This window comes from Caloramator sp. Dgby_cultured_2, from assembly GCF_028872215.1.
Classification (GTDB): domain Bacteria; phylum Bacillota; class Clostridia; order Clostridiales; family Caloramatoraceae; genus Caloramator; species Caloramator australicus.
Genome location: NZ_CP118396.1, coordinates 548652 through 575346, shown reverse-complemented (window position 1 = coordinate 575346; position 26695 = coordinate 548652). Strand labels below are relative to the sequence as shown.

The 26695-nt window shown below is 30.3% G+C and carries 30 protein-coding genes and 10 pseudogenes; 12 read left to right on the top strand and 28 right to left on the bottom strand.

The features are described from left to right. Positions 1–82: 82 nt before the first annotated feature. The 3 genes and pseudogenes from PWK10_RS03790 to PWK10_RS03780 all read right to left on the bottom strand — a co-directional run bounded on the left by PWK10_RS03790 (position 83) and on the right by PWK10_RS03780 (position 1692). Positions 83–361 (bottom strand): ArsR/SmtB family transcription factor, encoded by a 279-nt coding sequence (locus PWK10_RS03790; protein WP_341350036.1) that lies wholly within the window; start codon positions 359–361, stop codon positions 83–85. A gap of 168 nt (positions 362–529) precedes the next feature. Further along, positions 530–913 (bottom strand): desulfoferrodoxin, encoded by a 384-nt coding sequence (locus tag PWK10_RS03785; protein ID WP_008908949.1) that lies wholly within the window; start codon positions 911–913, stop codon positions 530–532. Between the two features lie 29 nt (positions 914–942). Continuing rightward, a pseudogene (locus tag PWK10_RS03780) lies at positions 943–1692 on the bottom strand (aminotransferase class IV). Positions 1693–1807: 115 nt separating this feature from the next. Between PWK10_RS03780 and PWK10_RS03775 the strand changes: the two are divergent. Further along, positions 1808–2395, top strand: a complete 588-nt coding sequence (locus tag PWK10_RS03775) for a Uma2 family endonuclease (protein WP_008908947.1) — start codon at positions 1808–1810, stop codon at positions 2393–2395. Here the strand turns inward: PWK10_RS03775 and PWK10_RS03770 are convergent. From PWK10_RS03770 to PWK10_RS03750, 7 genes and pseudogenes are all read right to left on the bottom strand, one after another. Further along, a complete protein-coding gene (locus PWK10_RS03770) occupies positions 2388–2999 on the bottom strand; it encodes an anthranilate synthase component I family protein (RefSeq protein ID WP_274768099.1) in 612 nt (203 codons plus the stop codon). The two genes, PWK10_RS03775 and PWK10_RS03770, sit on opposite strands and share 8 nt — an antisense overlap. A 17-nt stretch (positions 3000–3016) precedes the next feature. Continuing rightward, a complete protein-coding gene (locus PWK10_RS19405; RefSeq protein WP_446715333.1) occupies positions 3017–3217 on the bottom strand; it encodes a chorismate-binding protein in 201 nt (66 codons plus the stop codon). A gap of 98 nt (positions 3218–3315) precedes the next feature. Next, positions 3316–3644: pseudogene (locus tag PWK10_RS19400) on the bottom strand (hypothetical protein). 63 nt (positions 3645–3707) lie between these two features. Continuing rightward, positions 3708–4282 (bottom strand): annotated as a pseudogene (locus PWK10_RS03760) (anthranilate synthase component II). Between the two features lie 8 nt (positions 4283–4290). After that, positions 4291–4635, bottom strand: a complete 345-nt coding sequence (locus PWK10_RS03755; RefSeq protein ID WP_274767418.1) for a hypothetical protein — start codon at positions 4633–4635, stop codon at positions 4291–4293. After that, complete coding sequence (locus PWK10_RS19395; protein WP_446715289.1) at positions 4529–4762, bottom strand: LiaI-LiaF-like domain-containing protein; 234 nt, start codon at positions 4760–4762, stop codon at positions 4529–4531. The genes PWK10_RS03755 and PWK10_RS19395 overlap by 107 nt, the downstream gene beginning before the upstream one ends. 93 nt (positions 4763–4855) lie before the next feature. After that, the gene (locus tag PWK10_RS03750) at positions 4856–5035 is read right to left on the bottom strand and encodes a hypothetical protein (protein WP_008908943.1); all 180 of its coding nucleotides are present in this window, start codon (positions 5033–5035) and stop codon (positions 4856–4858) included. A gap of 151 nt (positions 5036–5186) precedes the next feature. On the opposite strand from PWK10_RS03750, the pseudogene PWK10_RS03745 reads away from it, so the two are divergent. From PWK10_RS03745 to PWK10_RS03720, 6 genes and pseudogenes are all read left to right on the top strand, one after another. Further along, a pseudogene (locus tag PWK10_RS03745) lies at positions 5187–6100 on the top strand (GerAB/ArcD/ProY family transporter). A 116-nt stretch (positions 6101–6216) separates the two neighbouring features. After that, positions 6217–6771, top strand: a complete 555-nt coding sequence (locus PWK10_RS03740) for a Ger(x)C family spore germination protein (protein WP_274767416.1) — start codon at positions 6217–6219, stop codon at positions 6769–6771. Beyond that, positions 6756–7298 carry a Ger(x)C family spore germination C-terminal domain-containing protein gene (locus PWK10_RS03735; protein ID WP_274767415.1) on the top strand — a complete coding sequence of 181 codons (543 nt, stop codon included), beginning with the start codon at positions 6756–6758 and terminating at the stop codon, positions 7296–7298. Before PWK10_RS03740 ends, PWK10_RS03735 begins: the two co-directional genes overlap by 16 nt. Before the next feature lie 11 nt (positions 7299–7309). Beyond that, positions 7310–7525: a spore germination protein gene (locus PWK10_RS03730; protein ID WP_274767414.1), complete on the top strand. Its 216-nt coding sequence runs from the start codon at positions 7310–7312 to the stop codon at positions 7523–7525. Further along, positions 7519–8031, top strand: coding sequence for a spore germination protein (locus tag PWK10_RS03725; RefSeq protein ID WP_342455688.1), 513 nt, complete (start codon positions 7519–7521; stop codon positions 8029–8031). Before PWK10_RS03730 ends, PWK10_RS03725 begins: the two co-directional genes overlap by 7 nt. A gap of 14 nt (positions 8032–8045) precedes the next feature. Then, on the top strand, positions 8046–8762 hold the full coding sequence (locus tag PWK10_RS03720) for a spore germination protein (RefSeq protein ID WP_342455687.1): 717 nt from the start codon (positions 8046–8048) through the stop codon (positions 8760–8762). Positions 8763–8805: 43 nt separating this feature from the next. On the opposite strand, the pseudogene PWK10_RS03715 reads toward PWK10_RS03720, so the two are convergent. Beyond that, a pseudogene (locus PWK10_RS03715) lies at positions 8806–10151 on the bottom strand (DUF445 family protein). A 160-nt stretch (positions 10152–10311) separates the two neighbouring features. On the opposite strand from PWK10_RS03715, the pseudogene PWK10_RS03710 reads away from it, so the two are divergent. Next, positions 10312–11469: pseudogene (locus PWK10_RS03710) on the top strand (cation diffusion facilitator family transporter). A 79-nt stretch (positions 11470–11548) separates the two neighbouring features. On the opposite strand, the pseudogene PWK10_RS03705 reads toward PWK10_RS03710, so the two are convergent. Continuing rightward, positions 11549–12879 (bottom strand): annotated as a pseudogene (locus PWK10_RS03705) (ISLre2 family transposase). Between the two features lie 236 nt (positions 12880–13115). Between PWK10_RS03705 and tyrS the strand changes: the two are divergent. Next, positions 13116–14330: pseudogene (gene tyrS, locus PWK10_RS03700) on the top strand (tyrosine--tRNA ligase). 333 nt (positions 14331–14663) lie between these two features. Here tyrS and PWK10_RS03695 read toward each other — a convergent pair. Further along, positions 14664–14891 carry a hypothetical protein gene (locus PWK10_RS03695; protein WP_274767413.1) on the bottom strand — a complete coding sequence of 76 codons (228 nt, stop codon included), beginning with the start codon at positions 14889–14891 and terminating at the stop codon, positions 14664–14666. Positions 14892–14972: 81 nt separating this feature from the next. Further along, positions 14973–15443: an RHS repeat-associated core domain-containing protein gene (locus tag PWK10_RS03690; protein ID WP_274768096.1), complete on the bottom strand. Its 471-nt coding sequence runs from the start codon at positions 15441–15443 to the stop codon at positions 14973–14975. A gap of 63 nt (positions 15444–15506) precedes the next feature. Here PWK10_RS03690 and PWK10_RS03685 point away from each other — a divergent pair, with 63 nt between their 5' ends. The 3 genes from PWK10_RS03685 to PWK10_RS03675 all read left to right on the top strand — a co-directional run bounded on the left by PWK10_RS03685 (position 15507) and on the right by PWK10_RS03675 (position 16752). After that, entirely contained in the window at positions 15507–15737 is a 231-nt protein-coding gene (locus PWK10_RS03685) for a transposase (RefSeq protein WP_274767412.1), read from the top strand. A gap of 236 nt (positions 15738–15973) precedes the next feature. After that, positions 15974–16255, top strand: a complete 282-nt coding sequence (locus PWK10_RS03680; protein ID WP_274767411.1) for a transposase — start codon at positions 15974–15976, stop codon at positions 16253–16255. After that, positions 16252–16752: an integrase core domain-containing protein gene (locus PWK10_RS03675; RefSeq protein WP_342455686.1), complete on the top strand. Its 501-nt coding sequence runs from the start codon at positions 16252–16254 to the stop codon at positions 16750–16752. Before PWK10_RS03680 ends, PWK10_RS03675 begins: the two co-directional genes overlap by 4 nt. A gap of 198 nt (positions 16753–16950) precedes the next feature. Here the strand turns inward: PWK10_RS03675 and PWK10_RS03670 are convergent, their stop codons facing one another. The 14 genes and pseudogenes from PWK10_RS03670 to PWK10_RS03605 all read right to left on the bottom strand — a co-directional run bounded on the left by PWK10_RS03670 (position 16951) and on the right by PWK10_RS03605 (position 26665). Next, on the bottom strand, positions 16951–17091 hold the full coding sequence (locus tag PWK10_RS03670; RefSeq protein WP_274767410.1) for a hypothetical protein: 141 nt from the start codon (positions 17089–17091) through the stop codon (positions 16951–16953). 463 nt (positions 17092–17554) lie between these two features. Further along, entirely contained in the window at positions 17555–18073 is a 519-nt protein-coding gene (locus PWK10_RS03665) for a hypothetical protein (RefSeq protein ID WP_274767409.1), read from the bottom strand. 945 nt (positions 18074–19018) lie between these two features. Beyond that, positions 19019–19261 (bottom strand): hypothetical protein, encoded by a 243-nt coding sequence (locus tag PWK10_RS03660; protein ID WP_274767408.1) that lies wholly within the window; start codon positions 19259–19261, stop codon positions 19019–19021. Positions 19262–20214: 953 nt separating this feature from the next. Further along, positions 20215–20828, bottom strand: a pseudogene (locus tag PWK10_RS03655) (IS256 family transposase); the annotation flags it as partial. A gap of 186 nt (positions 20829–21014) precedes the next feature. Continuing rightward, positions 21015–21356 (bottom strand): hypothetical protein, encoded by a 342-nt coding sequence (locus tag PWK10_RS03650; RefSeq protein WP_274767407.1) that lies wholly within the window; start codon positions 21354–21356, stop codon positions 21015–21017. 59 nt (positions 21357–21415) lie between these two features. Further along, positions 21416–21697, bottom strand: coding sequence for a sulfatase-like hydrolase/transferase (locus PWK10_RS03645; RefSeq protein WP_274767406.1), 282 nt, complete (start codon positions 21695–21697; stop codon positions 21416–21418). Beyond that, the gene (locus tag PWK10_RS03640; RefSeq protein ID WP_274768094.1) at positions 21694–22125 is read right to left on the bottom strand and encodes an LTA synthase family protein; all 432 of its coding nucleotides are present in this window, start codon (positions 22123–22125) and stop codon (positions 21694–21696) included. Before PWK10_RS03640 ends, PWK10_RS03645 begins: the two co-directional genes overlap by 4 nt. A gap of 95 nt (positions 22126–22220) precedes the next feature. Then, positions 22221–22874 (bottom strand): hypothetical protein, encoded by a 654-nt coding sequence (locus PWK10_RS03635; RefSeq protein WP_274767405.1) that lies wholly within the window; start codon positions 22872–22874, stop codon positions 22221–22223. A gap of 122 nt (positions 22875–22996) precedes the next feature. After that, complete coding sequence (gene kamE, locus PWK10_RS03630) at positions 22997–23794, bottom strand: lysine 5,6-aminomutase subunit beta (RefSeq protein WP_008908925.1); 798 nt, start codon at positions 23792–23794, stop codon at positions 22997–22999. Beyond that, positions 23794–25349: pseudogene (kamD, locus tag PWK10_RS03625) on the bottom strand (lysine 5,6-aminomutase subunit alpha). The gene kamE and the pseudogene kamD overlap by 1 nt, the downstream one beginning before the upstream one ends. After that, the gene (locus PWK10_RS03620) at positions 25339–25482 is read right to left on the bottom strand and encodes a hypothetical protein (RefSeq protein WP_274767404.1); all 144 of its coding nucleotides are present in this window, start codon (positions 25480–25482) and stop codon (positions 25339–25341) included. Before PWK10_RS03620 ends, kamD begins: the two are co-directional and overlap by 11 nt. 35 nt (positions 25483–25517) lie before the next feature. Further along, positions 25518–25703, bottom strand: coding sequence for a hypothetical protein (locus PWK10_RS03615; protein WP_274767403.1), 186 nt, complete (start codon positions 25701–25703; stop codon positions 25518–25520). Between the two features lie 133 nt (positions 25704–25836). Further along, positions 25837–26241 (bottom strand): hypothetical protein, encoded by a 405-nt coding sequence (locus PWK10_RS03610; protein WP_274767402.1) that lies wholly within the window; start codon positions 26239–26241, stop codon positions 25837–25839. Further along, a complete protein-coding gene (locus tag PWK10_RS03605; protein ID WP_274767401.1) occupies positions 26231–26665 on the bottom strand; it encodes a hypothetical protein in 435 nt (144 codons plus the stop codon). Before PWK10_RS03605 ends, PWK10_RS03610 begins: the two co-directional genes overlap by 11 nt. Positions 26666–26695 lie beyond the last annotated feature (30 nt).

Genomic DNA, 26695 nt, shown 5'->3' with positions numbered 1-26695 from the left:
AATACGACTTCTTGGTTACTTAACGGATAACTTAGGGCTGTCCATATTAAGAACATACTAAGAAAAGTTAAAATAAAATTTATCAAAGATCAGCACCTCCAACAAAATAGGAATCAAAATTTTTAATGTCAAACATGCTTTTTAAAATTTCAACTACTTTTTGATCAACGATAGAATAGATTATTTCAAGTCCATTTCTGTTGCCCTCTATTATTCCTGCACCTTTCAAAATACCAAGCTGTTGGGAAACGGTTGATTGCGGAAGATCAAGGCACTTTTGAATTTTGGTTACATTTGAATTACCCTTCAAAAGGCAAATCAATATAGATACCCGAATCGGGTTCCCTAATATTTTAAACAATTCTGAAACTTTTGTAATATTCTTATCGTGTATTATACCTATACCCCCTTTATGTATTTTTATATTATAATATTACAATATAATGCTAATAATTTCAATAAAAATCAAAAGTTTATTTTTTAACATAACAAAAATATAAATGGCGGGAATCATTCCCGCCTAATTTATTTATCCCATTATGCTCTTCCATAAACCGTGAAGATTACAATATTCCCTTGCAAACATATTCTCTCCCTCAATAGGGAAGAAGGCTTCGGGTTTATCCCCTGGTTTTAGATATCTTCTGAAAACTTTATCATCAACATGAAGTTCTATCCATTCTATATAGTGTTTTTCCTCCATAGGATGTTCTATGCTTCCGACCTTAACTAAAACTCCACCTTCAACCTTTTCAATAACCGGAATATGCTTTTCTGTTGAAGCTTCTACTGTGTTTTCATTTAAAAGTTTCATCGGCTTTCCGCAGCAAACAAGCTGCCCAGCTCCAGCATGTAAAACCTCAACTATGTTTCCACAAATTTCACATTTGTAAACTTCCTTTAAATTGGCCATAATATAGCCCCTTTGGAAAATTATTTTCTTTAAATATATTTTATCACAAATTTTATAATTTGCAAGTCAAAACATCCAACTTCTCCAGAATTTTTGAATTTTATAATTAATTCAATGATAGACCTACCGTTATAAAAAACATCATCAATCTGCTTTACAGGCATGATTCCTATAACTGAATTGGTTAAAAAACATTCATCAAAATTATTAATATTATTATAACCAATAAATGTTTTATTTATTCTATATCCCTTTGAGCTTAAAAAGCGTATAATATTATCCCTCATAATCCCCTTGAGAATTCCGCTTCTTAAATGAGGAGTATAAATTTCATTATCCTTTACAAAAAAATGTTAGCATAAGAGGTCTCACATATATAACCCTTTTCATTTAAAAAAGTGCAGTATCATACCCTTCTTTTTTGCCCTAACATCCTCTATGTAATTAACTCCATAATTAAAGGTTTTTATATAATTAAATATATTATTTTTACCCTTTATTATATTAGAGGTTCTCAATTTTAATCCCTGTTTAAACATATTATTTGTATAATTTGGTAATCTGTATGAAATATTAATTTGTTTATTATAATATACAACCTTTAAAACTCCTTCGCTACAGGCTAACTTAGCTACATAATCATATAAGGCTTTGCTAAACTCACTTAAATTAACGTCAAAATCAATTTTTAAGATATTATGGGCCCTTTTCAACCTTTTAAAATGTTTATCTACATCCTCTATTTCGTTATTATTAAAATACAAAGTTTCAAATGGCATTAGCCCAAATGAAATATTCTTTTCAAAAATATCTATGTCCATATATTCATCTCCTATAAACGTTGTATTTTTCTTTATTAAATAATAAAATAATATATAAAGTGAGGTGAATCTTATGTCTTTAGCAATTCAGCAAAATAAAATCTACACCTATAAGGATTATTTAAGCTTTCCTGATGATTTTAAATATGAAATAATAGAAGGGACACCATATTTAATGAGTCCCTCTCCTTCAGTTCAGCATCAAAGAATATTAAGGAAAATGTTTATTGCGATAAACGACAGTCTAAAAAATTTAAATTGTGAAGTTTTTAGTGCTCCATTAGATGTAATATTAACTTTAAACGCTAGCAATATAGAATCTGCAACAAACGTAATTCAACCGGATATTTTTATTATATGTGATAAAAGCAAAATAAAGGAAAAATTCATTTTAGGTTCACCAGAATTTATTATAGAAATAGTATCAAATTCAAGTCAATCTACAGACTATGTTAAAAAACTTAATCTGTATGAAAAATTTAAAGTTACAGAATACTGGATCGTTAACCCCTTGAATAAAACAATCATTCAATATTATTATAGTGATAACTGTTATTTGTCACCTGATATATACAAATCAAATGAAGTCATTACATCGAAAATATTTAAAAATATAAAATTTAATTTAGAAGAATTGTTTCATGATGATCAACTTACTTAGTCGAAAAGGTGCTATATATTGCCCTTCCCTTGTGGAGAGTTTCTTCGTATTCATCTTCAGGATCAGAATCCCAAACTATTCCTCCACCAACATTATAATAAAGACCATTTTCATCGATGACAACTGTTCTTATTGCTATGTTAAAGTCAAAATTGCCATTATTTGAAATATATCCTATGGAACCCGTGTATATTCCTCTTGACATATTTTCTATTTCCTCAATAACCTCCATTGAACGAAGCTTTGGTGCACCTGTTATAGATCCTCCTGGGAACATAGCCTTTATTATATCACTAAATTTTATGTCATCTAAAAGCTTACCCTGGATTGTTGAAACAAGATGGTTAACTGTAGCATATTCTTCTACTTCAAATAAATTCTTAACCTCTACGGTCCCTGGATAACAAATCTTTGAAAGGTCATTCCTTTCAAGGTCTATTATCATTAAAAGCTCAGACTTTATCTTTTCGCTTTCTAAAAGCATTTTCTTCAATTTTTCATTTTCCTCTTTATCATAACTTCGTTTTGTTGTTCCCTTTATCGGCCTCGTTGTTATATATTCTCCCCTTTTTCTTATAAACTGCTCTGGAGATGTAGATAAAATAAACCCGCCATCAACCTCTAAAAGGCATTATAAGGGCCGTAATTAGCCCTTCTTAATATAGCATAAGCATCATAAGGATTAATAAAGCCTTTGGCATAAAATTGTTGTGATATATTAACTTGATAGACCTCGCCTTGCCTAATATATTCTCTAACCCTTTCTACTCCCTTTTTATATTCTTCCTTCGTAAAATTTGAAGTTAATTCTAAATCCCCAATATTATTATCAATTTTGTATTCCTCTTCAATATTTTTTAGTAAATTTACTACATCAAAATCCTTCGTATTGATTATTGTTGTATTATTTTTATGATCAATTATAATAAATTCATCATAATAAGCAAAAAAGCCTCTGGAATATTTGTTAAAGCTTTATTTTTCCTTTTTATCTTACAAAGATCCATTCCAAAATCATAGGACAAATAACCAATAAATCCTCCATCAAAAATCAAATCAGATTTAGGTTTTTGTAAAGATCTAAATAGTAGTCTAAAACATCAAGAAAAGTTCCTTCCCTTTTAAAATCTTTATTATCCTCAGTAATGTAAATTTCTCCATTAACTTGTTTTAAAATAATTTTGGGATTAAAACCAATTATTGAGTAGTCACCATAATCTTTAAGCTGGTATCTGCTATCTAAAAGCATAGAATATCCCTTTTTAACCCTTTTAAAAGTTAAAAATGGATCTATTAAAAATTCAATTCTGCCCTATGCATTTTTGCCACTCCTTAAAAAGTTATTTAGCATATCTAGTCCATTTTCAGTTAAAATTGCTTCAGGATGAAACTGAACCCCTTCAATGTTATATTCTTTGTGCCTTATACCCATAATTTCTCCCTCTAAAGTTAGAGCAGTAATTTCAAGTTCATCCGGCAAATCTTCTTTAGAAACTACTAAAGAATGGTATCTTGTAACCTTTAAAGGATTTTTTAAATTTTTAAATACCCCTTTATTAAAATGGTTGATTTCATTAACCTTCCCATGAACAGGTCTTAGCCCCTTAACAACCTTACCACCAAAATAATGGCCAATACATTGATGTCCGAGGCAGACACCAAGGATTGGAATCTCCCCTTAAATTTATCTATAACCTCAAGGGGCAAAATGGCCTCTTCTGGGCTTCCTGGTCCAGGGGATAAAACTATATAATCTGGATTTATATTTTTAACATCTCTAATATCAATTTCATGTCTACCCTTTACCAAAACATCTTGACCTAATATTAAAAAATAATGATACAAGTTATAAGTAAAGGAATCGAAATTATCTATTATAAGAACCATAACCCACCTCATCTTCTTCCTTTTATTAAAATATAGATACCAAGTAAAATAAAAGCAACTGGTAAAACATATTGTTCGATGCCATAATATAGATTTAAAGATTTTAAAAACATAAATATAGATACTGCAATTAAAATAACTGATATAACAAAACTATTTTTATGCTTTTCAAAGGCATAATCCTCTAAAAAGCCTATTCCAACACCCAAAGGATAAATAAAGTTTGTATATTCTACATACTTCCAACTAGTAAAAATAGAAAATAAAAAGTAAAATCCATAAACAATTAAGGTTCCACCTAATATTAAATTTTTGTTCCTTTGTTTTTGAAAAATAATTATAATGAATTGCAATCCCTGGGATTATTAAAAAGATGGGCCACACAAAATTCCACAAATTAACATCAAACAAAAATGTTCGTTGAATTATTAAAAATATTCCAACAAGAATAAAGACAAGTCCCCATAAATAACTTTTCATATAAACACCCCACAAACCCTTTTTTATTATTATACTATATTTGACTAATAATTGTAATAAAAAATTCCCCTAAAGGAGAGTCTTTAGGGGAATTTATGTTTGATCAAGTCCAGTTAATACATTATCAAAAACGTTTATTTTACACCTTTCTCCATCCCAGTTCAAGCAATTTTCACAGCTTCTTTCAGGATATGTTAAGAGATTATGCATACCTTCTACCCTATAATAACTACAACTTCTTGCAACAGCCATAAGTTGCTCTTTACTTGCCATAGTAATACCTCCATAAATTAATCTTTCTTTTATTATTCTTACACGGTTTATTTTTATTATTCCCACTAAACATAATTTTTTATTTTATGCAAAAATATTTAAAGGTGATACTTATGTTTAAAATAAACAATCAAATTACAAAAATCAATATATGTTTATCATCCAAAATTCGATAATAGGCGTTGGAATCTTATCTTTAGCATCTGGGGTATGTAAAGTAGCCAAGCAGTCAGGATGGATCTCCGTTTTGGTGGCAGGAATATATCCTATTTATATTTGTATAGTTGCAGCCCTTATATACAGAAATACTAATTATAATGAGTTTTTGGAAACCAACAAAAGAATTTGGGGAAATTTTTAGCCTACATATTTACAATATTTTTCTTTATCAATTTTATTTTCTTTTCTTCATTTGTCCTTTCAGGATTTGCTAACGTTTTAGTTTTTTCAACAACTAAATTTTTATCACCCCATACCATAATTGTAATAACAGTTATTTTAACCTATTTTACAATTAATAACGGATTAACAAATATAGGTAGATTATCTGAACTATTGTTTTATCTAACCATTCTAATACTAATTATCCCCTCCTATTTCATCAACAAAGGTCACATTACCAATCTGCTTCCTTTGGTTGACGATGTTAGTTCAATATTTAAAGCTGTTCCTGAAACATTTTTTGCCTATTCTGGAGTTGAAATTAGCCTTTTAATTATTCCCTATGTAACTGATTTTAAAAAGGTTTTACCCTCTGGAGTGATAGGAAGTTTAATAACTATATTTATATATACATTAACCGTTCTATTGACTATTAACTATTGTGGACACATATTAACTTCAAAGCTTCAATATCCCCTCTTATATCTTGTTGCTGGAGCTGATTTGCCTGTTCTTTCAAATTTTGAACCCTTGTTTATATTTCTATGGGGTAATAAGATATTCCAAACATTAGCCGTTGGGGGATATGGGTTATCCTATACCCTATCAAAAATAATAAAAAGTCCTATAACCGCTGTTGTTTATATAGTTGCCTTATTATTATGTTCGTATCCTCAATGTTAGTTCCGGAACATACGCGAACAATGGTTATAGTTAAGGTAGAACCATACTTAGTAGGATTTATCTTGGTTTACTCAACGCTAACCCTAATATTAAGCTACTTCAAAGGGGTAAGACCTTTGAAAAAAATTAGTTTAGTTCTCTTATTTATGCTTATTTTTACCTCCTGTTATGGCAAACCATCCATCGAACGCACATCAGTAATAGCTGGAATAGGCCACGATATTGATAAGGATAAAACATTATCCTCCAGCTTTGAATTTATTGTTTTTAAATCCCAAAACGTTTTTGATAAAAGTGTTGTAACGACAAAAGGAAAAAGTATATTTGAGATGTTTAATAAAAGATTACTAATAACTAAACGTAGACATCTACCTGGAACTGTAAGAACACTTTTAATAAGCGAAGAAAGAGGCAAATTTGGTATTTCCGATATAATAGATGCCTTTTTAAGGGATCAGGAAAGGAATCTTAACACAACAGTTGCAGTATCAAAACAAAGAACAGAAGAAATTTTAAAACTAAATGCCAAGGATAGCAATACTATGGCTGAAGAAATCGAAGATTTAATTAAATCTTCCTATGAAGCAAACTTCACCCAAAGGGATACTAACATTAAGGATTTTTTAATATGTATTATCAAGAAGGAAGACACATTATGCTTCCTTATATAGAAAAATATAAAGATACTGTAAAAGTAAGTGGTATTGCTGTTTTTAAAAAGGATAAACTCATTTTTACAATTACAGAAGAAGATACAAAATATATTAATCTATTAAGAAATGAAAAAGCCCAAGGCTATTTAACATTTTTCGATGGAAATTTAAAATCCCTTGATTTATTTTGTAGCAGCAGAAGAAACGTTAAAGTGGAGATAAATGATAATAAAATCGCTTATAATATATATCTTTTAATATATTCTTCTGTTAAAGAAGCTAACATAGATGATGCACAAGAACTTACTAAGGATAAATTAATAGAACTCGAAGAAAAATACTCTGACGAATTAACGAAACAACTTCAAGAAATTGCTGATAAGTATCAAAACAAATATGGGACTGATATCTTTGACGTTCAAAAATATGCCGTAGCTAAGCTTGGAAGGGATAAGATAGATTTTATTGAGGAAAATTTTATAAATTCAAATATAAAAATTAGTGCAAAAATAAAAATATTATCCTCAGGAAGGCTTATAAGGTAGGTGATAATATTATGGAAAAATTAACTAAAGATATTTTTTCTAACTTAGAATTTATAATTTCCACAATTCCAAGCAATTTTAATTTTATAAAAAGGGAAATAGATTTGAATAATAAAACCTGCTTTGTTTTATTTATATCAGGTATCGCTGATAAGAATCTAGTTGAGGAATATATATTAAAACCCCTTCTTAATTCTAATATAAAGGCAAAAATCAAGATATTATAGATGAGATATTAAAAAAGCATCTTTATTCTTCGGATGTTTCAGTAACAAATTCCATCCCTGACATAGCCTTTCAATTAATAAGTGGTAAATCTATAATCCTTTTAGATAATTGCGACGCTGCTATTATTTGCAATACAACAAATAACAATTATAGGCCAATTGAAGAATCCACAAGTGAAAAATCTGTTTATGGTATTAGAGAAAGTTTTACTGAAAATTTAGAGCTCAATTTGACTATTCTTCAAAGAAAAATTAAAAATCCAAATCTTAAGCTTGAAAAATATATCATAGGCGAAAAATTCAAAAGCGAATTAGTCTTGGCCTATATCGATGGTGTAATCGATCCGCAAGTTTTAACAAATATTAAAGCAAGAATTTCTAATTTAAAAATTCCTGCTGCAATATCTTCAGGAGTATTAGAACAGTTTTTAGATATGAGAACCTATAATATATTTCCTTTATCTAAGAGCACAGAAAGGCCCGATAAAGTTATATTTGACCTTTAGAAGGGAAAGCTGCAATTTTTCTTTCTGAAACTCCAAGTGCCCTTATTCTTCCAGCAACTTTTTTTGAGTTTTTTCAAGGATTTGAAGACTACTCAGAAAGAACGATTACTGCAAACTTTTCAAGGCTTATGAGATTTATAGCTATAATTACTGTTATGGTTTTAGAACCTATTTACCTTGTTTTGTTAATTTATAACCCAGAGCTTTTTCCTTATAAGCTTATGTCGGTTATAATATCATCAAGACAGAATATTCCCCTGCCTCCTTTGCTTGAAATTTTAGCAATGGATGTGGCTGTTGAAATTCTACGAGAAGGTGGCCTTAGGCTTCCAAATCCAATAGGAACAACCCTTGCCATAGTAGGTGGAATAGTAATTGGGGATGCTGCAACAAAGGCTAACCTAGTAAGCCCTGCAACTTTATTTATAGTTGCTATAACAGTTATTTCTACGTTTATAATTCCAAACTATCAAATGGCCCTAACTATTAGGTTTATTAGATTCCCAATGATTATATTAGGTCAAATGTTTGGCTTCTTCGGCTTATTAATAGGGTTTTATTTTTTACTAATTCACCTTACAAAGCTCGAATCCTTTGGAATAGCTTATTTTTCACCTATTGTGCCAAGCAGGTTTAAAGATCTTTTGGATGCCTTTATAAGAGCACCTATAAAGGAAGTGCTTAAAGAACCAAAAAGCCTCAAGCCCAGTCAAAAGAGCCCCAAAAATTAGGGCTCTTATTTTAACAAAATTTGTATTAGTGGATTCATAAGGCCTAAGATGCCCCTAATAGAGCACCAAGCCAAGTTATAGCAGAAAGTTCCCTATTGGCTACATCTAATATAATTTTTTCGGCATATTCAACATCTAATTGGTTGATCCTGTTTTCTACAATTCTTGGGATATCTATGCTTTCTATAAAATAATGGGCATTTTCCTTTAAAACATAGTAAGTTGACTCAGTTAATAAATCTATCAATTCATTTATAGTTTCTTCATCAATAAAATGAGATATAGAATTTAATTTAGTGTTTAATATTTTGTCTATAACTGAAGCTATAAATAGTTGAAGACCATTAGCATATTTAGGATCCTCAAAAAATTTATTTACCCAGCTTAAAAGATTATCAGTCAAATTAGGATTATTTTTAATCATATCATTTAAAGTCAATGATACCTTTTCTAGGTTTCCAGTTTTACTTAAAAGTTCTAATATTTTTTCACATATTTTGTCCTTAAGCTCTTCTTCATTTGCATTTAATTTAATAATATCGTTTACTTTTAAGTCAAGAAGATTATCAATAATATTATTTATCATTAGGGCAATGGCCGTTTTATTTTCTGACTTACTTAAATATTCATCAATAGAAGTTAATGCTTTTTGTGTAATAAATTCAGGGCTTATAAGCATAGCTACAAATTTTCCAATATTCTGTTGTAAAATATCATATAATAGTTCAGATATCTTTGCCCTTACCTTTTGGGTTTTTAGTTTTGTTTTGATAAAGCTTACAATATTATCTCTGTTTGTTATTATAAAATCCTTAATTTTATCCGCAAAATCTTCTGATATTAAATTCTTTAATGTAATGTTTTTTAAATCTTCTTTGAAAATCATTTCATTTATTAATATTTTAATATTTTCTTTATTATTAACAATTACAGACTCAAGGATTTCTTTTATATCCATTTTCTTAATTTCATGGACGATATAATTTATAATTAATCGTTTACTTTCTTCATTTTTTAGTTGTTCAATCAATGCATTGGCAATAATGCCATTGAGCTTTTCCTTTATTGTAATATATCTTTCCCCAAATAAGCTTTTAAAGTAATCCAATAATGACTTATCGCCTTTAATAAAATCCTTTAATTTGTCTTCTATCCATTTTCGAATTTTAATCTTAAAGCCTTGACTAGATAATGCTTCAGTTATAACTTCTGGTGTTAGAAGGTGATCTCCTATTGTATTTCCTATGCTATTTGCTATCCTTTCCCTTTCCTTTGGAATAAGTCCTGGAGTAAATGGAATTTTAATTCCAAACAATTTTTTTCTTCATGGGGTCTAAAAAGCATCTTTATAGCAATGAAATTGGTAATATACCCTATGATAGCTCCAATTAAAGCAGATAAAAAATCCTCATAAAATCATCCCCTTGGTGTAAAAATAAGACATGAAGATTATAACACAAAATTTTTGTATTATCCATGTTTAAAACCTTTTTATAATGCAATATAATATTTTTTGTTAAATTAATATTTAAAATTGCGAGGGGATTATATGCTTACAGACATTTTAATTAAAAAATTTATCAAAAATACTGAGGATGAAAGAAAAAGTTTAGGACTATTAAGCGGTTATGTTGGAATATTTATCAATTTAATTCTATTTATAATAAAGCTAAGCATCGGTTTTTTATCCAATAGTATTTCAATATTGGCTGATGCCTTCAATAATTTTTCTGATATGGGATCCTCAGTAATAACAATAATTGGTTTTAAATTATCAGATAAGCCTGCCGATAAGGAACACCCCTTTGGTCACGGAAGAGGAGAATACATCGCAGGACTTATAGTATCGATAATGGTAATTTTAGTGGGATTTGAATTTTTAAAAGTTCATTTTCTAAAATATTGCATCCAGAAAAACTTAAATTTAGCCTTTTATCCTTTTTTATTCTTATAATTTCTATATCCTTTAAGCTTTGGCTTGGAAAATTTAACTCTAGACTCGCAAAAATCACAAATTCCAATATATTAGATGCGACTTCCCTTGACAGTTTTTCTGATGTATTAATTACTTCTACTGTTGCATTGGGTTTTTTACTTTCAAAATATATTAATTTCCCCTTAGATGGATATATAGGCCTTATAGTAGCACTATTTATAATTTTTGCAGGATATAAATTGATAAAGGAAACCATAAGCCCCCTACTTGGTGAAGCGCCTGACCCTAAGCTTGTGGATGAAATAATAACAGAACTCTTCTCCTATGAACACATACTCGGTGTCCACGACATTATAATCCACAGCTACGGACATAAGACCCATCTTGTATCCGTTCATGCTGAAGTTCCCTCCAATATCGATATCATGGAACTTCACGAGATTATAGATAAAGCAGAAAATGAAATTTCAAAAAATTAAATATAACATTAATAATCCATATGGATCCAGTAAATATGGATGATAATGAAGTTTTAGAAACTAAGAAGGAGGTTATAAAAATACTAAAGGATTATCCAGAAGTTTTATCCTTTCATGATTTTAGAATAATTGGACATAACGATAAAAAAGCATTATATTTGATTTAGTAGTATCCCATGACGTTCTTAAAAAGGATGAGCCCACTTTAATTAAAGATATAATAAACAAAATTAATATCATCCATCCAAACTATAAAGTCATTATCCATATTGACAGAGATTATATCCGATAGTGTCAAGATATTGTAGGTTAATTTTTTATAGACAACCCCTAAAATGTTTAAAATCAAGACTTTCGTAAACTTTTAAACTTTAAATTATATTTTCATATTTAATTGATTTTAATATCTTATACATCGGTGTTACTTTTCCAATGTTTAATATTGTTATATTATTTATTCCTTCTCGTGAAGAATTATTTATTCTTTTAATTGTTTCTTTTATCTTCTTTTTATTTAATCTAAATGTTTCAACATCTTCCTTGTATATACTTATTTCCCTTAAATTACCTCCATTCCTGCTAAATACCCTTAGCTTTGCCATTATCTTTAATCCCTCTTTACTCCATCCTAATGGCCTACTGCTTAATCTCGCTGATAATACATGGCTTATATGCCCTTCTGCACTGCATCCTATTACATCCTCGTCCTCTTTATATATTACTATCCCTTCCCAGTTATTTAATATATATCTCCTTGCTTCTTTTGCTCTCTCCTTTTCTGTCTTAGTTTCTGCTATATTTATTAACTCCTTAAATATCTCCCTTAAAACCTTCTTATCCCCTTCATTTATCGCTCCCCATATCTTTTGCCTATATTCTTCTCGCTTTGCTGTCCCTCTTATTATGTATTTGTTCAAATGATATCTATCTAATACAAATTTCGCTTTCGGAATCCATTCCATTCCTTCCTTTATCCATCTTGCTCCATCTCCTGCTATGTATATCTTTTCTATGCTCTCTATTTCATAATTGTCATACACATAATTCGCTACATCTATCCATATTTCTTCAGCTTCTACACCAACGTATGCTTTGTAATATACATTCTTTAATTCGTTTCTCCCATTTTTGCTTTGCCTTCCTTCATGTATATATACAAGCCTTGGCATCTCCTTCTTCCCATCCTGCAATGCCACATGATCCTCATCTGCTTCTATGTATAGCACCCTTACTTTCCTCTTTTCTTTTACTTCCCTTTTACTTCTACTTCTCCTACCTGTCTTATTGCATTAAATACTGTCTGTCTACTTAGTTTCTCCGGACATGTTATTTTACTACTCTCCTCATAGGACATATTAATTGCGTTCTCCACCAGCTTTATCTTTACTTCTTTATCTACCTTCTCATGTTTGCTTATCCCTATAATTTCATCAAGTAAATATCTATATTCCCCATTCTTCTTAGATTTGTAATACGTTCTTGCATATTCTATTTCGCCTAGCATTGTTACAATCTTTTTCTTGTCTTTCCTTTCTACTACCCATCCCTTTTTCCTTTTTTCATCTTCTTTAATCGTTTTATCTAATTCTTCTAAAAAGTCCTTTATTATGTTTGCTCCTAATTCATCAGTCATTTTTTTAACTACATCAACAAGTTTTGTTAGATCCCATTCTTTTGATATAGTTTCTTCAACATTTTTTATTAATTTAGTAGTGAAATTTATTAAATGTTGTTGTATAATATTATTCAAAAGAGACACCCCCTTATTGGTTTGTGTGTTTTTTCACTTTTATTTTATCACAGGGGTTGTCTCTTTTAAATTTTTGTCTTTTTTCGTCCTACAATAATTTTACACTATGATTATATCCAACTGCATTGAAATTTTGTTTTTACTTTGTTAAAATATACTTCAAAGCTTAAACTAAGGAGGGACAAGATTTGTCAATTTTAAATGTTTTAAGAGAAAGAGGTTACATAGAACAGCTAAGCCATGAAGAGGAAATAGAGAAATTGCTTGAGGAAGAAAAAGTTACATTTTATATCGGTTTTGACCCAACAGCAGATAGTCTTCACGTTGGCCATTTTATACAGCTTATGGTTATGTCCCATCTTCAAAAGGCTGGACATAGACCAATTGTCCTTATCGGTGGTGGAACCGCTATGGTCGGTGACCCATCAGGAAAAACGGATATGAGAAAAATGCTAACAAAGGAAGAAATAATGCACAATGTAGAAAATATAAAAAAGCAAATGGAAAAGTTTATAGATTTTTCTGATGGAAAGGCTATTTTAGTAAATAATGCAGACTGGCTATGGAATCTAAACTATATTGAATTTTTAAGGGACATTGGAGTTCATTTCTCTGTAAACAGAATGCTTACAGCTGAATGCTTTAAGTTAAGACTTGAAAAGGGACTATCCTTTCTTGAATTCAACTATATGTTAATGCAGGCCTATGATTTTCTTGAATTAAATAGGCGCTTTGGATGCAAATTAGAGGTCGGCGGAAACGATCAGTGGTCAAACATTCTTGCTGGAGTTGACCTTATTAGAAGAAAAGAAGGCAAGGAAGCTTATGGTATGACTATAGCCCTACTTACAAATTCAGAGGGCAAAAAATGGGTAAAACTGAAAAGGGCGCCCTTTGGCTTGATGCTAATAAAACATCACCATACGAATTTTATCAATACTGGAGAAACATTAACGATGCAGATGTTGAAAAATGCCTAAAACTTTTAACATTCCTTCCAATGGATGAAGTTAATAGACTATCTTCCTTAAAGGATAAAGAGATAAATGAAGCAAAAAGGTTCTTGCATTTGAAATTACAAAACTTATCCATGGAGAGGAAGAAGCTAAAAAAGCCCAAGAGGCTGCAGAAGCACTTTTCGGTGCTGGCGGTGATTTAAGCAATGTTCCAACATCTGTAATTTCAAAGGATCTACTTGGTTCAAAGCTTCTTGATGCTCTTGTTGAAGCTAAGGTTATTCCTTCAAAGAGCGAAGGAAAACGCCTCATTCAGCAGGGTGGTTTATATGTAAACAATGAAAAGATAACTAATTTTGATGAGATATTAAAAAAGACATGTTTAAAGAAGGTTTCATGCTTGTAAGAAGAGGTAAAAAGAACTACAACAAAATTGAGCTTAACTAAAAAGGTTCTATAATAAATGTTGGGGTGCTAAATAAACCTCAACATTTTTTGCATACAAAAAATACTTTATTCAGATGCCCGCTTTGCTAAAATTTAATTATAGTAAAAGGCATTTCAATAATATCTTAATATTTTTCATAAAATTCATCTGATGTTAATAAACTTTTGCTATTTTTTTCTAAAATATATCCATTGCAACTTTTAGCTATTAAATAAATTGCGCGCAAATATGCCCTTTTATCTATTAAGAGTGCACTATCTGATAATTCAACTTTTACAATGTATTTTGGATTGTAAAACTTTGAAAACAAACTTATTTTCTGCTTTGAAAGATTATTTTTTTATTTGTTTAATTTCAAAATCTATATATTCATTTGTAAAATCATCCCATTCAGGATTATCGATCCATTTATTCCATGCCAACTCTACAATATTACTATCGTAAAAATCATCACCTGTTCGAACGTAAGATAAACTAATACCCTTTTCCCACATATAAGAAACTAAATCATCAAATTTTGGTAAATTTATTGTTTCTTTAATATAAATTATTGTTTCCACTTTAGACCTCCTATTTTAAGCTTTTTAAAATATCAACTGCCCTTTTCAAGTATTTCATTAAATCATTATATTGCCCTTTGCTTAAACTCCTTCGGATGTTTTTGGTATTTGATCGTCTAAAGGCTTTTTAGGATTTATTCTAATGTCAATACTTGATTTTTTGCCATGCCCTGACTGAATTTGAATTTTATTTAAATCAGGTTCGACATCCACTCTAAGTGACTCTTTCTTACCATTTATAACTACTTCAATAGGCTTGTTTTTATTTATAGTTACACTCGTTTTTTGTAAAACACCAATAAACAATGAAATAGGAATTGGTGAAAAATAATCCATTATTTCAAGAATCACATTTGGAACAGGAATTTGCTTATACGTTCTTCCTATATCTTCTGCATCAAATCCTGAAGAATCTTCAAACATTATTGGCCTGTTGAAACAATACGAAAACATATTATGCGTTAAAAGTTCTCCAATCCTACCAACAATCGCATCCGCACTAACAAATCTACACCACTCAAGGTTGTAATATCTACTCTGCAAATAATACAGCTTTGTCTCCTATTTAGCCCCCTAAAGTATTTAGACAATGTATCTTAATATGATAAGATATAATTGTCGAGGGGGAATAATAATGACACAAAAAAGTATACTCAAGAATTTAAAGATTCAATAATCAAAGCAGCAATTGAAACAGGAAATATTGCTTTAGTAGCAAGACAAAATGGGCTATCTAAAGAGTTAGTTTACAAGTGGGTTAGACAAAATAGGGAATCAAATAGAGAGCCTAAAGCTAATATTAAAAAGTCACTTGATAATTCTAATGTTAAGAACCTTGAAGCATAGGACAAAACTTTAAAAAACTTCTTGGCGAGAAAGACCTTGAAATAGCTATACTTAAAGACTTACTAAAAAAACAAACCAACTATAGCAGATAAAGTTGAAATTTTAAATAAATGGATTGAGGCTGGTTATCCAAAAACAAAAGTATTGAGGATAATTGGGCTTAATCGTTCGACATATTATTATCATTTGTCAGGATTAAAAATTATTAAGAATAAATCAACTGGAAGACCAAAAACATGTTATTATTTTACTCTAAGCGGAGAAAAATATCAGATGAACAAATAAAGGAATATATTATCCAGATAATTGAAGAAGAAAGTATTTATTATGGATATCTAAAAATAACACATGCTCTTAGTAGAAACTTTAAAATTAATATTAATAAGAAGAAAGTCTACAGACTTTGTAAGGAATTAAATATATTAAAACCTCAAAGAGAAATCAAATCTAGACATCCAAGAAAAATTGCAAGAAATAGAACTGTTACAGCTTCAAACAGAAATGGCAAACTGATATAAAATATGGGTATATAAATGGAGAAGACAGATTTTTCTATATAATTAGCATTATTGATGTTGCTGATAGTAATATCATTTCACATCACATAGGGCTAAGCTGTACAGGCGAAGACGCAGCAAGGACTTTAAAAATTGCGTTATTGAAACGACAATTATACGAAGTTGAAAATAAACCAGCTATACGCTCAGACAATGGGCTACAATTTATAAGTGAAACTTTTGAAAATTCTTGTAAACAGTTAAATATAGAACATGAGAGAATACCTTACAAAACCCCTAACATGAATGCTGATATTGAATCCTACCATAGAATTTTAGAGGAAGAATGCTTAAGCATAAACGAATTTTCAACCTTTGCTGAGGCCTATAAAACTGCCAATGAATTTATAAGGAGATACAACACAAAACGAATCTATTCATCAACGAAATACATGCCGCCAGCCGAGTATTTTGAATATCTTAAAATTACTGGGGAGAGTATAAACATATATTTGTAGTAAAGTAAGGTCCATCTTGCGCCCCCTTGACATTGAGGACATGCATGATAGCCTAAAAAAGCTGCACTATTGTTGGTGCTGATGCTAGTGCTAGGAATCATGCATGTAGAGGCTCAATGTCAAGGGCGGACCGAATAAGTAGAAGTAAAATTTCGAATCTCTAAGATTAACCATGAAAACTTAAGATATTGTCCAAAATTAGGGGTCAGTCCGCATCACATCCTTGAATACAAACACCATCTTTCCATCTTCATAAGCCTTAACCGTCTTAATTACCATATTCCAAATATTCCCACAAAACTCATCTATTAACCCATTCCTATCTCTTAAAACTTTCATAAATTCCTCTATCCTATCCTTCTTTATAAGCCCTTTAAACCTCTGATTTTCAACATCTTCAATTGACTTTCTAATCCCTTCATACCTTTCAATTAAATCATTATATCTTTTTCCACATATTTTTCTTAGTCTTGTGCTTTAGTTCCATTATCACGAATACATGTCATATAGTTACTATCAAAAATTAGAAGGGACAATCACACTAATCAAATTCCAACCCCAACTATTGACATAGAGCCAAATAAAAAAGCCCTGATTTCTCAAGGCTTTTATTTATTTTCTCATTGTTATATTTTGTAGTTTTATTTTTAAGTTATCGACATAGTTAGAATTATTATGCCAATTAATCTCATTAGAACAATTTATTTCAAATACTGCAAATTGACGTCCAAATATGATATTATACCCATATTTACCATAATATATATTTTATCTAAAACAAATATCATTTTATAAACGCTACTTATGGTTGTATTGTTTTACTATTTACGTAATTTTGCCACCAATTTGAATTATCAATTAATATATTATCGCCCCACTCATTATATTTATATACATAATATCCACGATTCATTAGCCAACGTTCATATGTTATGGAAGAAAGTTTTGAATTATCATCATAATCAACATATTTTTGTATTTTAGTTGGAACATTAGGCAACAAAATGCTTCCAGAAGCCCCTGGAAAAGATACATACCTAAATGAATTTGTTTCTACCCCTTGATTATCGTATGTATATGTATATTTTTGCCAATATTCTTCCCATCTTTGGAACTCAGCTAATGGAACCCATGAACTTCCATCATAAACTTCTCCAATTTTTCTTATTATTCTATTATTAAATTGGGAAACACTACTTACTTGATATGCATTTGTTACAGCATTACTTATTACTGCATCTCCAGCACCTAATATAAATCCACCAATAGGTTTAATAAAAAACCAATTCCTGCCAATGTTAAACCTTTTAATAGATTCCAAGCTCGCTTAGATATAGAATCTTTAATTACCCAAGGACTAACACTAGCATTTCCTGTAACAATTCTAATAGTTCCAGGTTCTATTGGTATCTGTAATATTATGAGTTCTTGATTACTATTACAATTAGATAGAATATTTTTTGTAAAAATAATTCTTCTAAATCTCTACTTTCATATTTTTTACCATCAGGTCTTTGAATATAGATAACTTGTGGATTAATTAGACCATATTCATTTTGATACATTTCAATATCTAAATCAAAGTAACCTTGTTTTTCCCCGAAAAACCGTATTTTTTACAGTTGCAGCAAAAACTAACGTATTCGATAATAAAAAGAAAATAACAACTAATGACAATATTCTTTTCATTATTTTCACTCCTCTTATAGTAAATTTTAATTTCAGTGTTTATAAAATACTAAATTAAGTTTACCTCTATGAGTATAAATAAAATTGACAAGTTTACCAATTTAACTTGAAACGAAAAAATCTGATATCTTTGATAAGAAAAGCTATTATTAAACAAATAAATCATTATATTTATCATTATTTGTTTCAATACGTCAAATGTGCTACTACGTAATTACAAACTTTTTTCACTGAAAATGAGTATATATTATCAAATAATGCTCTATGCATAATACTTCCATATTGTTTCTAATTTATCTTTTATATATTAAATTTTATAAATTAAGGCAGTATTTCATACATTGTATAAAGTGTTTTTTATCTTAACTTATTACCATAAGATTTTATTTATTATTTGCATTTTAAAAATATTGTATCTTTTTTTAACTCACCATTACCTTGTTTCCATAATATGTCGATTGAGCTTTGAGATAACAATCTGTAAATTTCTTTCCTATTTCCATTTAAAAAATTAAAATGTTGCAATGGTATATCTGGAAGATTTTTGCTTGGAACTCACTAAATGAGTAGCTACCAGTTAATTTAGGGAATTAACATCAGATATTAATAATTTTTCATTTAGATTCCACATAACTTTTATTTCCAAACTATTATTTGGATAAAATTTAGGGTATAAAGTAGGTCTAAATATATATATATCCTTATTGTTTTCTATAAAAGCTTCAATTCTCCAATTATCAGATTCACCTAATTTCATCATAGTCTTTGAAGAATCAGAAATATAATTGTATATTAATATTACTACAATAAGTGTAATCAACACTCCTATAAGCAAAATTTTTTCTTATTCATGTAAACCTCCTTGTATAATGTATAATATACCTTATAGAGAATTTCCAGTTCAAGTTTAAGGGCTTAAATGGGAAATATTTTAATCGTTAGTTTTGTTGTCCTTTGATAATTTAATAATAGTTTTAGTTCAACAAGATGTGCTATACCAACCAACTTTTTCATGTTTATTTAGACCCTTATTAAATTTAGGCGTATTAGTATCAGTGTTATATAGCCTCAACAATGGCGCAGTAGCCCTTGCTTCCTATTACAAAATCTTTGCTGGTTACTTCTAAGTAACCTAACCCTCCTAGGACTTTTTGTTATCTTCTTACTCGTATGCTGTCCATTCTCTTATCTTTTCCTTACCTTTAGCAAAGTAAGGTGCTTCCGTTAGGTAGGTAGGATTGTTCTGATAGACGAAGCTCTTAATGCAGCAGCCTGTCAGGGATATACCGTTGCATTGGGCTAAATATTACATAAAAGGAGTTTTTGCGCGCCCAATACTTTTGTAGTAGACAATCGCTTGTTGTTAGTTTTATGCCCCAATAGCCATTCGACCTTCCAAATCTTTTTCTATTCCTAATAACCTTAAAGATGCTTACAAATTAATCTCTGATATTATTGTCTATGATCTTAAAATAGATGCTTCTTCCATTAAAACTTCTACAATTTCACTACTAGACATTACACCGTATGTTTTATTAAATATTATAAATTTAAGTAAAACTCAAGTTGTTACCTTCTATTACCATTTTATACCTCAACTACCATTTATGTCAATAAAAAATACCCAACTAATTACTACATAATTCTACATATATTAAAAACAATAAGTCACTCAAAACTGTCTATAACATTATTAAAGGTAGTGTAAGTAAATTTGTGTATTTAAATTAATTTGCACTCTTTCTTGGTAAGAATTTGCCCGCGGCGAGAGTTTTATCTTATAAATTTCTCCACTCTTTCTGGATACATTATCATTAATTGGTTTAATACCATGTCCCAGTTTTTATATCTTTGTGTCCATTTTTTCATTACATTCTTTGCTACTAAAAACAACATCTTTTCTAGCGATTCATCATTTGGAAATATAACCTTTGATTTTGTTACCTTTCTTAATTGTCTATGAAATCCTTCTATTATGTTCGTTGTATACATTATCTTCCTTATTTCTTCCGGAAATTTGTAAAATGGAATTAATACTTCCCAGTTGTTTTCCCAACTTTTTATCGCAAACGGATAAGAGCTTTGCCATTTTTCTTTACTTCTTCAAATTTATCTCTTGCAATTTCTTCACTTGCTGCCTGATATACTGCTTTAAAATCTTTACTAAACTCCTTAAGATGTTTATATGATACATACTTAAAGCAATTTCTTAGCTGGTGGATTATGCATCTTTGAATTTCAGCCTTTGGGAATGTTGCTTCAATTGCTTCCTTTAAGCCACTTAATCCATCAACTGAGAATATCAATACGTCTTCTACTCCTCGATTTTTTAGTTCATTTAATACTCCTAGCCAGAATCTTGAGTTTTCATTTTCACCTATCCAAATCGTTTAAAAGCTTAAGCATGCACAATTCGTTATACTGACTCAAAAAGCCAGCCTTAGCTTCGTCTTTTTATCATGCCCAATTTTAAATATTATTCTTAACATAATCTTAATCTCTCAAAAATATCCTGAAAATTAGCAAGGGGCGGGCATCTAAATAATTTGCCCACCCCATAATTGACATAGAATCTATCTTTCTAAATACCTTAGCAAATCATATTCTATCATTTTATTTGACATATCAAAATAAGTTTTATACTTATCAAACAGATACTTAAACTTTTCCTTATCAGCTTCTTTTCCATTCTTTAGCTCAACAAGTTTATCGGTAGATTTTAAATAAGCATATTCATTTGTAACAAAATTCCCTTCCCTTGTTAATATAAATCCATCTTTTTGATTTAAAAGGTCTCTTCCCAAAACATACTTTGGCTCTATCCCATACAAATTAGCAAGGGTAGGATATAAATCCATCTGTCCGGCTGTAGTTTTATCTATGCCTTTTATCCTTTCATCTGGAAAATGTATCATCATTACAACTTTTTGATTGGTTACCCACTCAAGGGTCGTAAGATCATCTTTGCCATAAATTATCTTTGCAAGGCTACTCTTTTTTCATAAGGGATGGCTGCATGGTCACCATAAAATACAACAATCGAATTATCCCAAAGCCCTGATCTTTTTAGCTCATCAATAAAAAGCCCAACAGCTTCATCAGTATATTTCACAGCCTTTAGATAGTCACCCACAACATCCCCTTCAAACTCTCCGACATTAATTATTTTGGCTATCTTATTTTGATAATCTTTATATGGGAAATGACTGGATAAAGTAATTAAAAAGGAATAAAAGGGCTTATCATAGCTTTTCATTTTTTCAACTGCCTGTTTAAAAAGGATTTATCAGAAAGTCCCATACCTTGAATCTCATCTATATTAAAGTCCTTTTCACTTTCATATTTGTCAAAGCCTAAAGCCCTATACATATTAGTCCTATTCCAAAAACCAGGCCTGTTTGCATGCATTACTGCTGTGAAATATCCTATTCCCTTTAATTCTTTTGGCAGTGCATCGTATTTATTCCCTGCATATTGATAATAAACAGACCCGTCCCTTGCAGGAAGCAAAGATACATTGCTTAAAAACTCTGCATCTGAGGTTCCACCCCAGGCAGTTTGATAGTAATAATTTTCAAACACGAGGCTATCCTTTGCAAGTTTATTTAAGTTTGGCGTTAGCTCCTGACCATTGATTTTTCTTTCTAAAACAAATCCTTGAAAGGCCTCAAGCTGAACTACTATAAGATTTTTGCCCCTATATTCTCCAAAATAATTTTTATTTTTATTTATATTTTTGTCTTCAAACCATTTTAAAGTTTCTTTAATCTCATTTTCATCTATCTTTTTATATTTAATACATTCCTTTTTATAAAATTATAAAGGTCAAAGGCATGGAAATTGATATTTCCAATGTTGGAAACGATATACTTTTTATCATACATAGTCTTTAAAATTCCCGGCTGTCTTTTATCCAATGCCTTTACACTTTGATAACTAAAGGTCAATCCTAAAATAACAAGCATAGCAAAGGATGTTAATCTTTTAGTTAATTTTGTTTCGTTTTCAACTAGATTTCTCTTAAAATACTTATAAAATAAAGAAATAAATATAAAATCCACAAAGTAAAATAGATCCCACGGTTTTAAAAGGGCAAATACGCTATCTTTAACTTCCCCAACAAGCCCTGCTTGTTTAATTAAAGCAGCAGAGGTTACATCTAAAAAATATCTGTTATAAACTATATCAGTTAGAAGTATCAAACTTATTAAAAAGTCAAATATATAAAAAGCGATATATCGTGTTTTAAACTTAAATAAGCTTAAAATAGATGCAAAAATGAGTGAAGAACCTAAAATACCAAATAAAGTATAAAAGGTTGATTGATGAACCAATTTCATTGCAATATTGGCAGATAATGTTTTAATAAAGATTATTAAGACAAATAAATATACATCAGGTAATAATTTCAAACTTAACTTTAACTTCTCCATCCCTTTTCACTTCCCCTATTATTTTTCGACATCATTTAGTATAATATTATAAAAATTTGAAGTCAAAGGAGATGGAGTTTAATTAATAAAATGTTAACAAATAAGGACAGCAGTCGCTGTCCTTATTTTATTCCAGGTAATTTCCTTTGTGCAAATTCGGTTGCTATAAAAGTTGCAACATCATCGGCAAATTTTCCAGGTCCGAATCCTGCATCGTATCCAAGTTCCTTTGCAAGTTCATGGGTTATTCTTGGACCTCCGCATATCAATAAAATTTTATCTCTAATTCCTTCCGCTTCAAGAAGTTCAACAAGATGGGTTAAGTTTTGTATGTGGATATCCTTTTGAGTTACTGTCTGTGATACCAATAACACATCCGCTTTAAGTTCAATTGCCTTTTTAACAAATTCTTCATTTGGAACTTGGCTTCCAAGATTATATGCCTCAAACATCTCATATCTTTCTAAACCATAATGCCCTGCGTATCCTTTCATATTCATTATTGCGTCGATTCCTACAGTATGAGCATCTGTTCCCGTACTTGCTCCTACAACAACAAGCTTTCTTCCTATATGTTCCTTGATAAATTGATTTGTCTCCTCCATAGACATCGTCTGAACGTCTACCGTTTCAACATGGATAGCTGTATAATCTACGGTATGAACTACACTGCCATACACTACAAAGAAGGTAAATTCCTTATCTAATGCAGCATTATATACTACCTGAGGATCTATAATACCCATCTTTTTTACAAGCTGCTTTGCAGCTTCAACTGCCCTTTCACCATTTGGAACTGGTAAAGTAAAGCTAAGTTGAACCTTTCCATCATTCATTGTGTCTCCATAGGGTTTTACCTTAGTAAGATCTAACGTCTTGTCGTAATCCTTTCTTTCGGTTGAATAAAGTCCTCCGCTCATTAGATTCTACCTCCCAACATAAGCTCAATAAATGGATTGTAATATTTTTCATCCTTTTCAACTACGCCTTCAAGTCCCTTTCCACCGTTTATTGGTCTTTTGATATTTGCAAATTTACCCTGCTCTAATGTTCTGAATAATCCTTCCCTTTCTATCTCCTTCAACAACTCATAAGCCTTATTTAATACCTCATTAGCCCTTCTTTGAATTATTCCGTCCTTCTTAAACTCAATTTCATCTCCAAATGATTCCATATTATTAAAGATATATCTTGCATTTTCAATTGAAAGGGCTCTATCCTGCATAAACGGAGTATGGATAGCCTCAGTAAGCATTCCTAAAAGATGTATTCTTTGACCTGTCATTATAGTTACCATGTTAAATAGTGCGTCTTGAATATGCCCTTTGAATATATTTCCTGTCATAAACTTTGTTGGGGGCATGTATTTTAAAGGTGCCTTAGGGAATATTTCCCTTGCCATTTGGGCTTGAGCAAGTTCTAATAAGAATCCATTTTTAAGATCTGGATTCATTTCAAAAGCATGTCCAAGTCCCATTTGCTCCTCTGGAATTCCAGCAAGAAGAGCAAACTGCTCATTTATAAATTGTGATGCTAAAACTGTGTGGGCTTCCTCAACGGCATCCGCTGTTGTAAGATAATTATCTTCTCCTGTGTTTATGATAACACCTGCAAATCCATTAATAACCCTTGAGAAAAACTGGTCAACTAATGTTCTTTTCATGTTTATATCTCTAAAAAGTATTCCATAAAGGGCATCATTTAACATGACATCTAATCTTTCTAAAGCGCCCATCGCTGCAATTTCAGGCATGCAAAGTCCAGAACAGTAATTGGTTAATCTTATATATCTTCCAAGCTCTTCGCTTACTTCATCAAGGGCTTTTCTCATTAGTCTAAAGTTTTCCTGAGTCGCATAGGTTCCTCCAAAGCCTTCTGTTGTAGCGCCATAAGGAACATAGTCTAAAAGGCTTTGACCAGTTGTTCTAATAACCGCAATAACGTCTGCCCCCTGCCTTGCAGCTGCCTTTGCCTGAACAATATCTTCATATATATTACCTGTTGCTACTATAACATATAAAAGTGGACCTTGCTTATCTCCGTATTTTCTTAATAGTTCTTCTCTGGTTTGCCTATTTTTCTTTATTCCTTCTACAGTTTGTTTTGCAACCTTAAGAACTTCTAATTTAATATCAAACAAGTCATGCATTGGAAGCTTTGTAAGTTCTATTTCTCCCTTTGCTACCCTTTCTGCAATTTCCTGAGGAGTTAACTTTGTATGAAGCATTGCATTTCCAATATAAATTACTGCACCAACAGAAAGTCCATTTCCTTTTTAATATTATCAACTACTACGTTTGGCAAAGGAACACCAAATTCATCCACACCATCAATTCCGAGCAATCTACATACTGTTCTTTCAACAGCTACTGTAGTATGTTTGTCAATGAATTTTTGAGTATCATTGGCAATATTCCTTGCACATTCCCTTGCCTTTTCAACTATCTCCCAATTTAAATTAAGTTTACTTTTCATTCCTATCCCCCTCTTTTAATATATTTTCAGCTATTTTTATTACTTCTTCATCAAAATTCAATAGTTTTGAAATATTTAGTGCATCCTTTGGGACTTCTCTTATGCCTTCTATCCTTTCTAACCTATAATCCATGTATTCCTGGATAACTTCAATTGAATTTTTAATTGTCAGATCTTTTTAAGATTATCAAGATCAACATTTTTTAGCCCCACTACTTGATAGTGATTCATATTTTTGTCAACTACTCCATCATAATGGGTGGACACTAAAACAAAACTGCTAAAACTATTAAGATATTGGCAGACTGCCCTTACTATTGCATGTCCCTCTTTAGGATTTGTTCCTCTTGCCACCTCATCAAGGGCAGCAAATCCGAATTCCTTTTTATTCTGCTTATAACCTCATTAAGCTTTATTATTTCTGCACCAAAGGTGCTAAGTCCCCTTGATACCGATTGAAGATCATCTGAGATAAAATAAATAAAATCTAATATTGGGAAAGCTGCATATTCCGCAAACACAAAAATCCCAGATGTCCTAAAAGTAAGTTCAGTGTAGTAGTCTTCAAAGATATGCTTTTCCCACCCATGTTAGCACCGGTTATAACCGTTGTGCCTTTAAACATTTCAATAGTTATTGGAGTAAAGCTTTTGCCTTTTTCCTTTAATATATCAAGGACATAAGGATTAATTTGATTTATTAAATTAACTTTTAAATCATCAATAATAATTGGCTTTGTAGCATTATATTTTATCGCAAGTTTTGCCTTTTCTATTAAAAAGTCTAATTTTCCAATGCCTCTAAAGTTTTCTTCAAAAGCATTAACATATTTACTTATCTTTTTAGACAATTCCTTCTTAATTTTTAATTCTTCCTCTTCTTCAGCTATCACCAGATTTAATCTTTGTTCCTTTAAACGATTTATGTTTTTTCATCAACTTCAAGAAAAATCTTTTTTCTATTTCAAGCTTTTTATTTCTTATCTCATTTAATTTTTCAGAATAAACGTTATATATATAGAAAGTAGGGATGTTCTTTCCTTCTGGATCTAAAATTGTGTAAACATCATCTAAAGAATGTAAAATAATATTGCTTATTTTTGCTTCTGATATTAAACTTTTTAAAGCTCTTAAATTTAAGCAAAAATTTTTGATTTCAAACAATTCCACTTCATCTAAAACTGAACCATTCTTACATCTTTCTATACTTTTTCTTATATCTTTGAATTTATAAAGAATATGTTCAATTTCATCAAAAGCTTTTCTATTTTCTTTGATTGAACATGTTATATCCTCAAGCTCTTCAAATTCCTGCAAAAGATTTTTTTATTCTTTTTTTGTAAAACT

What these genes read in the sequence shown, in the direction of transcription:
- PWK10_RS03650 (WP_274767407.1), bottom strand. Translation starts at nt 21,356, where the DNA reads ATGATACATTTTCCAGATGAAAGGATAAAAGGCATAGATAAAACTACA.
- PWK10_RS03620 (WP_274767404.1), bottom strand. Translation starts at nt 25,482, where the DNA reads ATGGATTATAGGTTAGAAAGGATAGAAGGCATAAGAGAAGTCCCAAAG.
- PWK10_RS03775 (WP_008908947.1), top strand. Translation starts at nt 1,808, where the DNA reads ATGTCTTTAGCAATTCAGCAAAATAAAATCTACACCTATAAGGATTAT.
- PWK10_RS03750 (WP_008908943.1), bottom strand. Translation starts at nt 5,035, where the DNA reads ATGGCAAGTAAAGAGCAACTTATGGCTGTTGCAAGAAGTTGTAGTTAT.
- PWK10_RS03785 (WP_008908949.1), bottom strand. Translation starts at nt 913, where the DNA reads ATGGCCAATTTAAAGGAAGTTTACAAATGTGAAATTTGTGGAAACATA.
- PWK10_RS03635 (WP_274767405.1), bottom strand. Translation starts at nt 22,874, where the DNA reads ATGGAGAAGTTAAAGTTAAGTTTGAAATTATTACCTGATGTATATTTA.
- PWK10_RS03680 (WP_274767411.1), top strand. Translation starts at nt 15,974, where the DNA reads ATGTTATTATTTTACTCTAAGCGGAGAAAAATATCAGATGAACAAATA.
- PWK10_RS03735 (WP_274767415.1), top strand. Translation starts at nt 6,756, where the DNA reads ATGCTTCCTTATATAGAAAAATATAAAGATACTGTAAAAGTAAGTGGT.
- PWK10_RS03645 (WP_274767406.1), bottom strand. Translation starts at nt 21,697, where the DNA reads ATGAAAAGCTATGATAAGCCCTTTTATTCCTTTTTAATTACTTTATCC.
- PWK10_RS03670 (WP_274767410.1), bottom strand. Translation starts at nt 17,091, where the DNA reads ATGAAAGTTTTAAGAGATAGGAATGGGTTAATAGATGAGTTTTGTGGG.
- PWK10_RS03730 (WP_274767414.1), top strand. Translation starts at nt 7,310, where the DNA reads ATGGAAAAATTAACTAAAGATATTTTTTCTAACTTAGAATTTATAATT.
- PWK10_RS19395 (WP_446715289.1), bottom strand. Translation starts at nt 4,762, where the DNA reads ATGAAAAGTTATTTATGGGGACTTGTCTTTATTCTTGTTGGAATATTT.
- kamE (WP_008908925.1), bottom strand. Translation starts at nt 23,794, where the DNA reads ATGAGCGGAGGACTTTATTCAACCGAAAGAAAGGATTACGACAAGACG.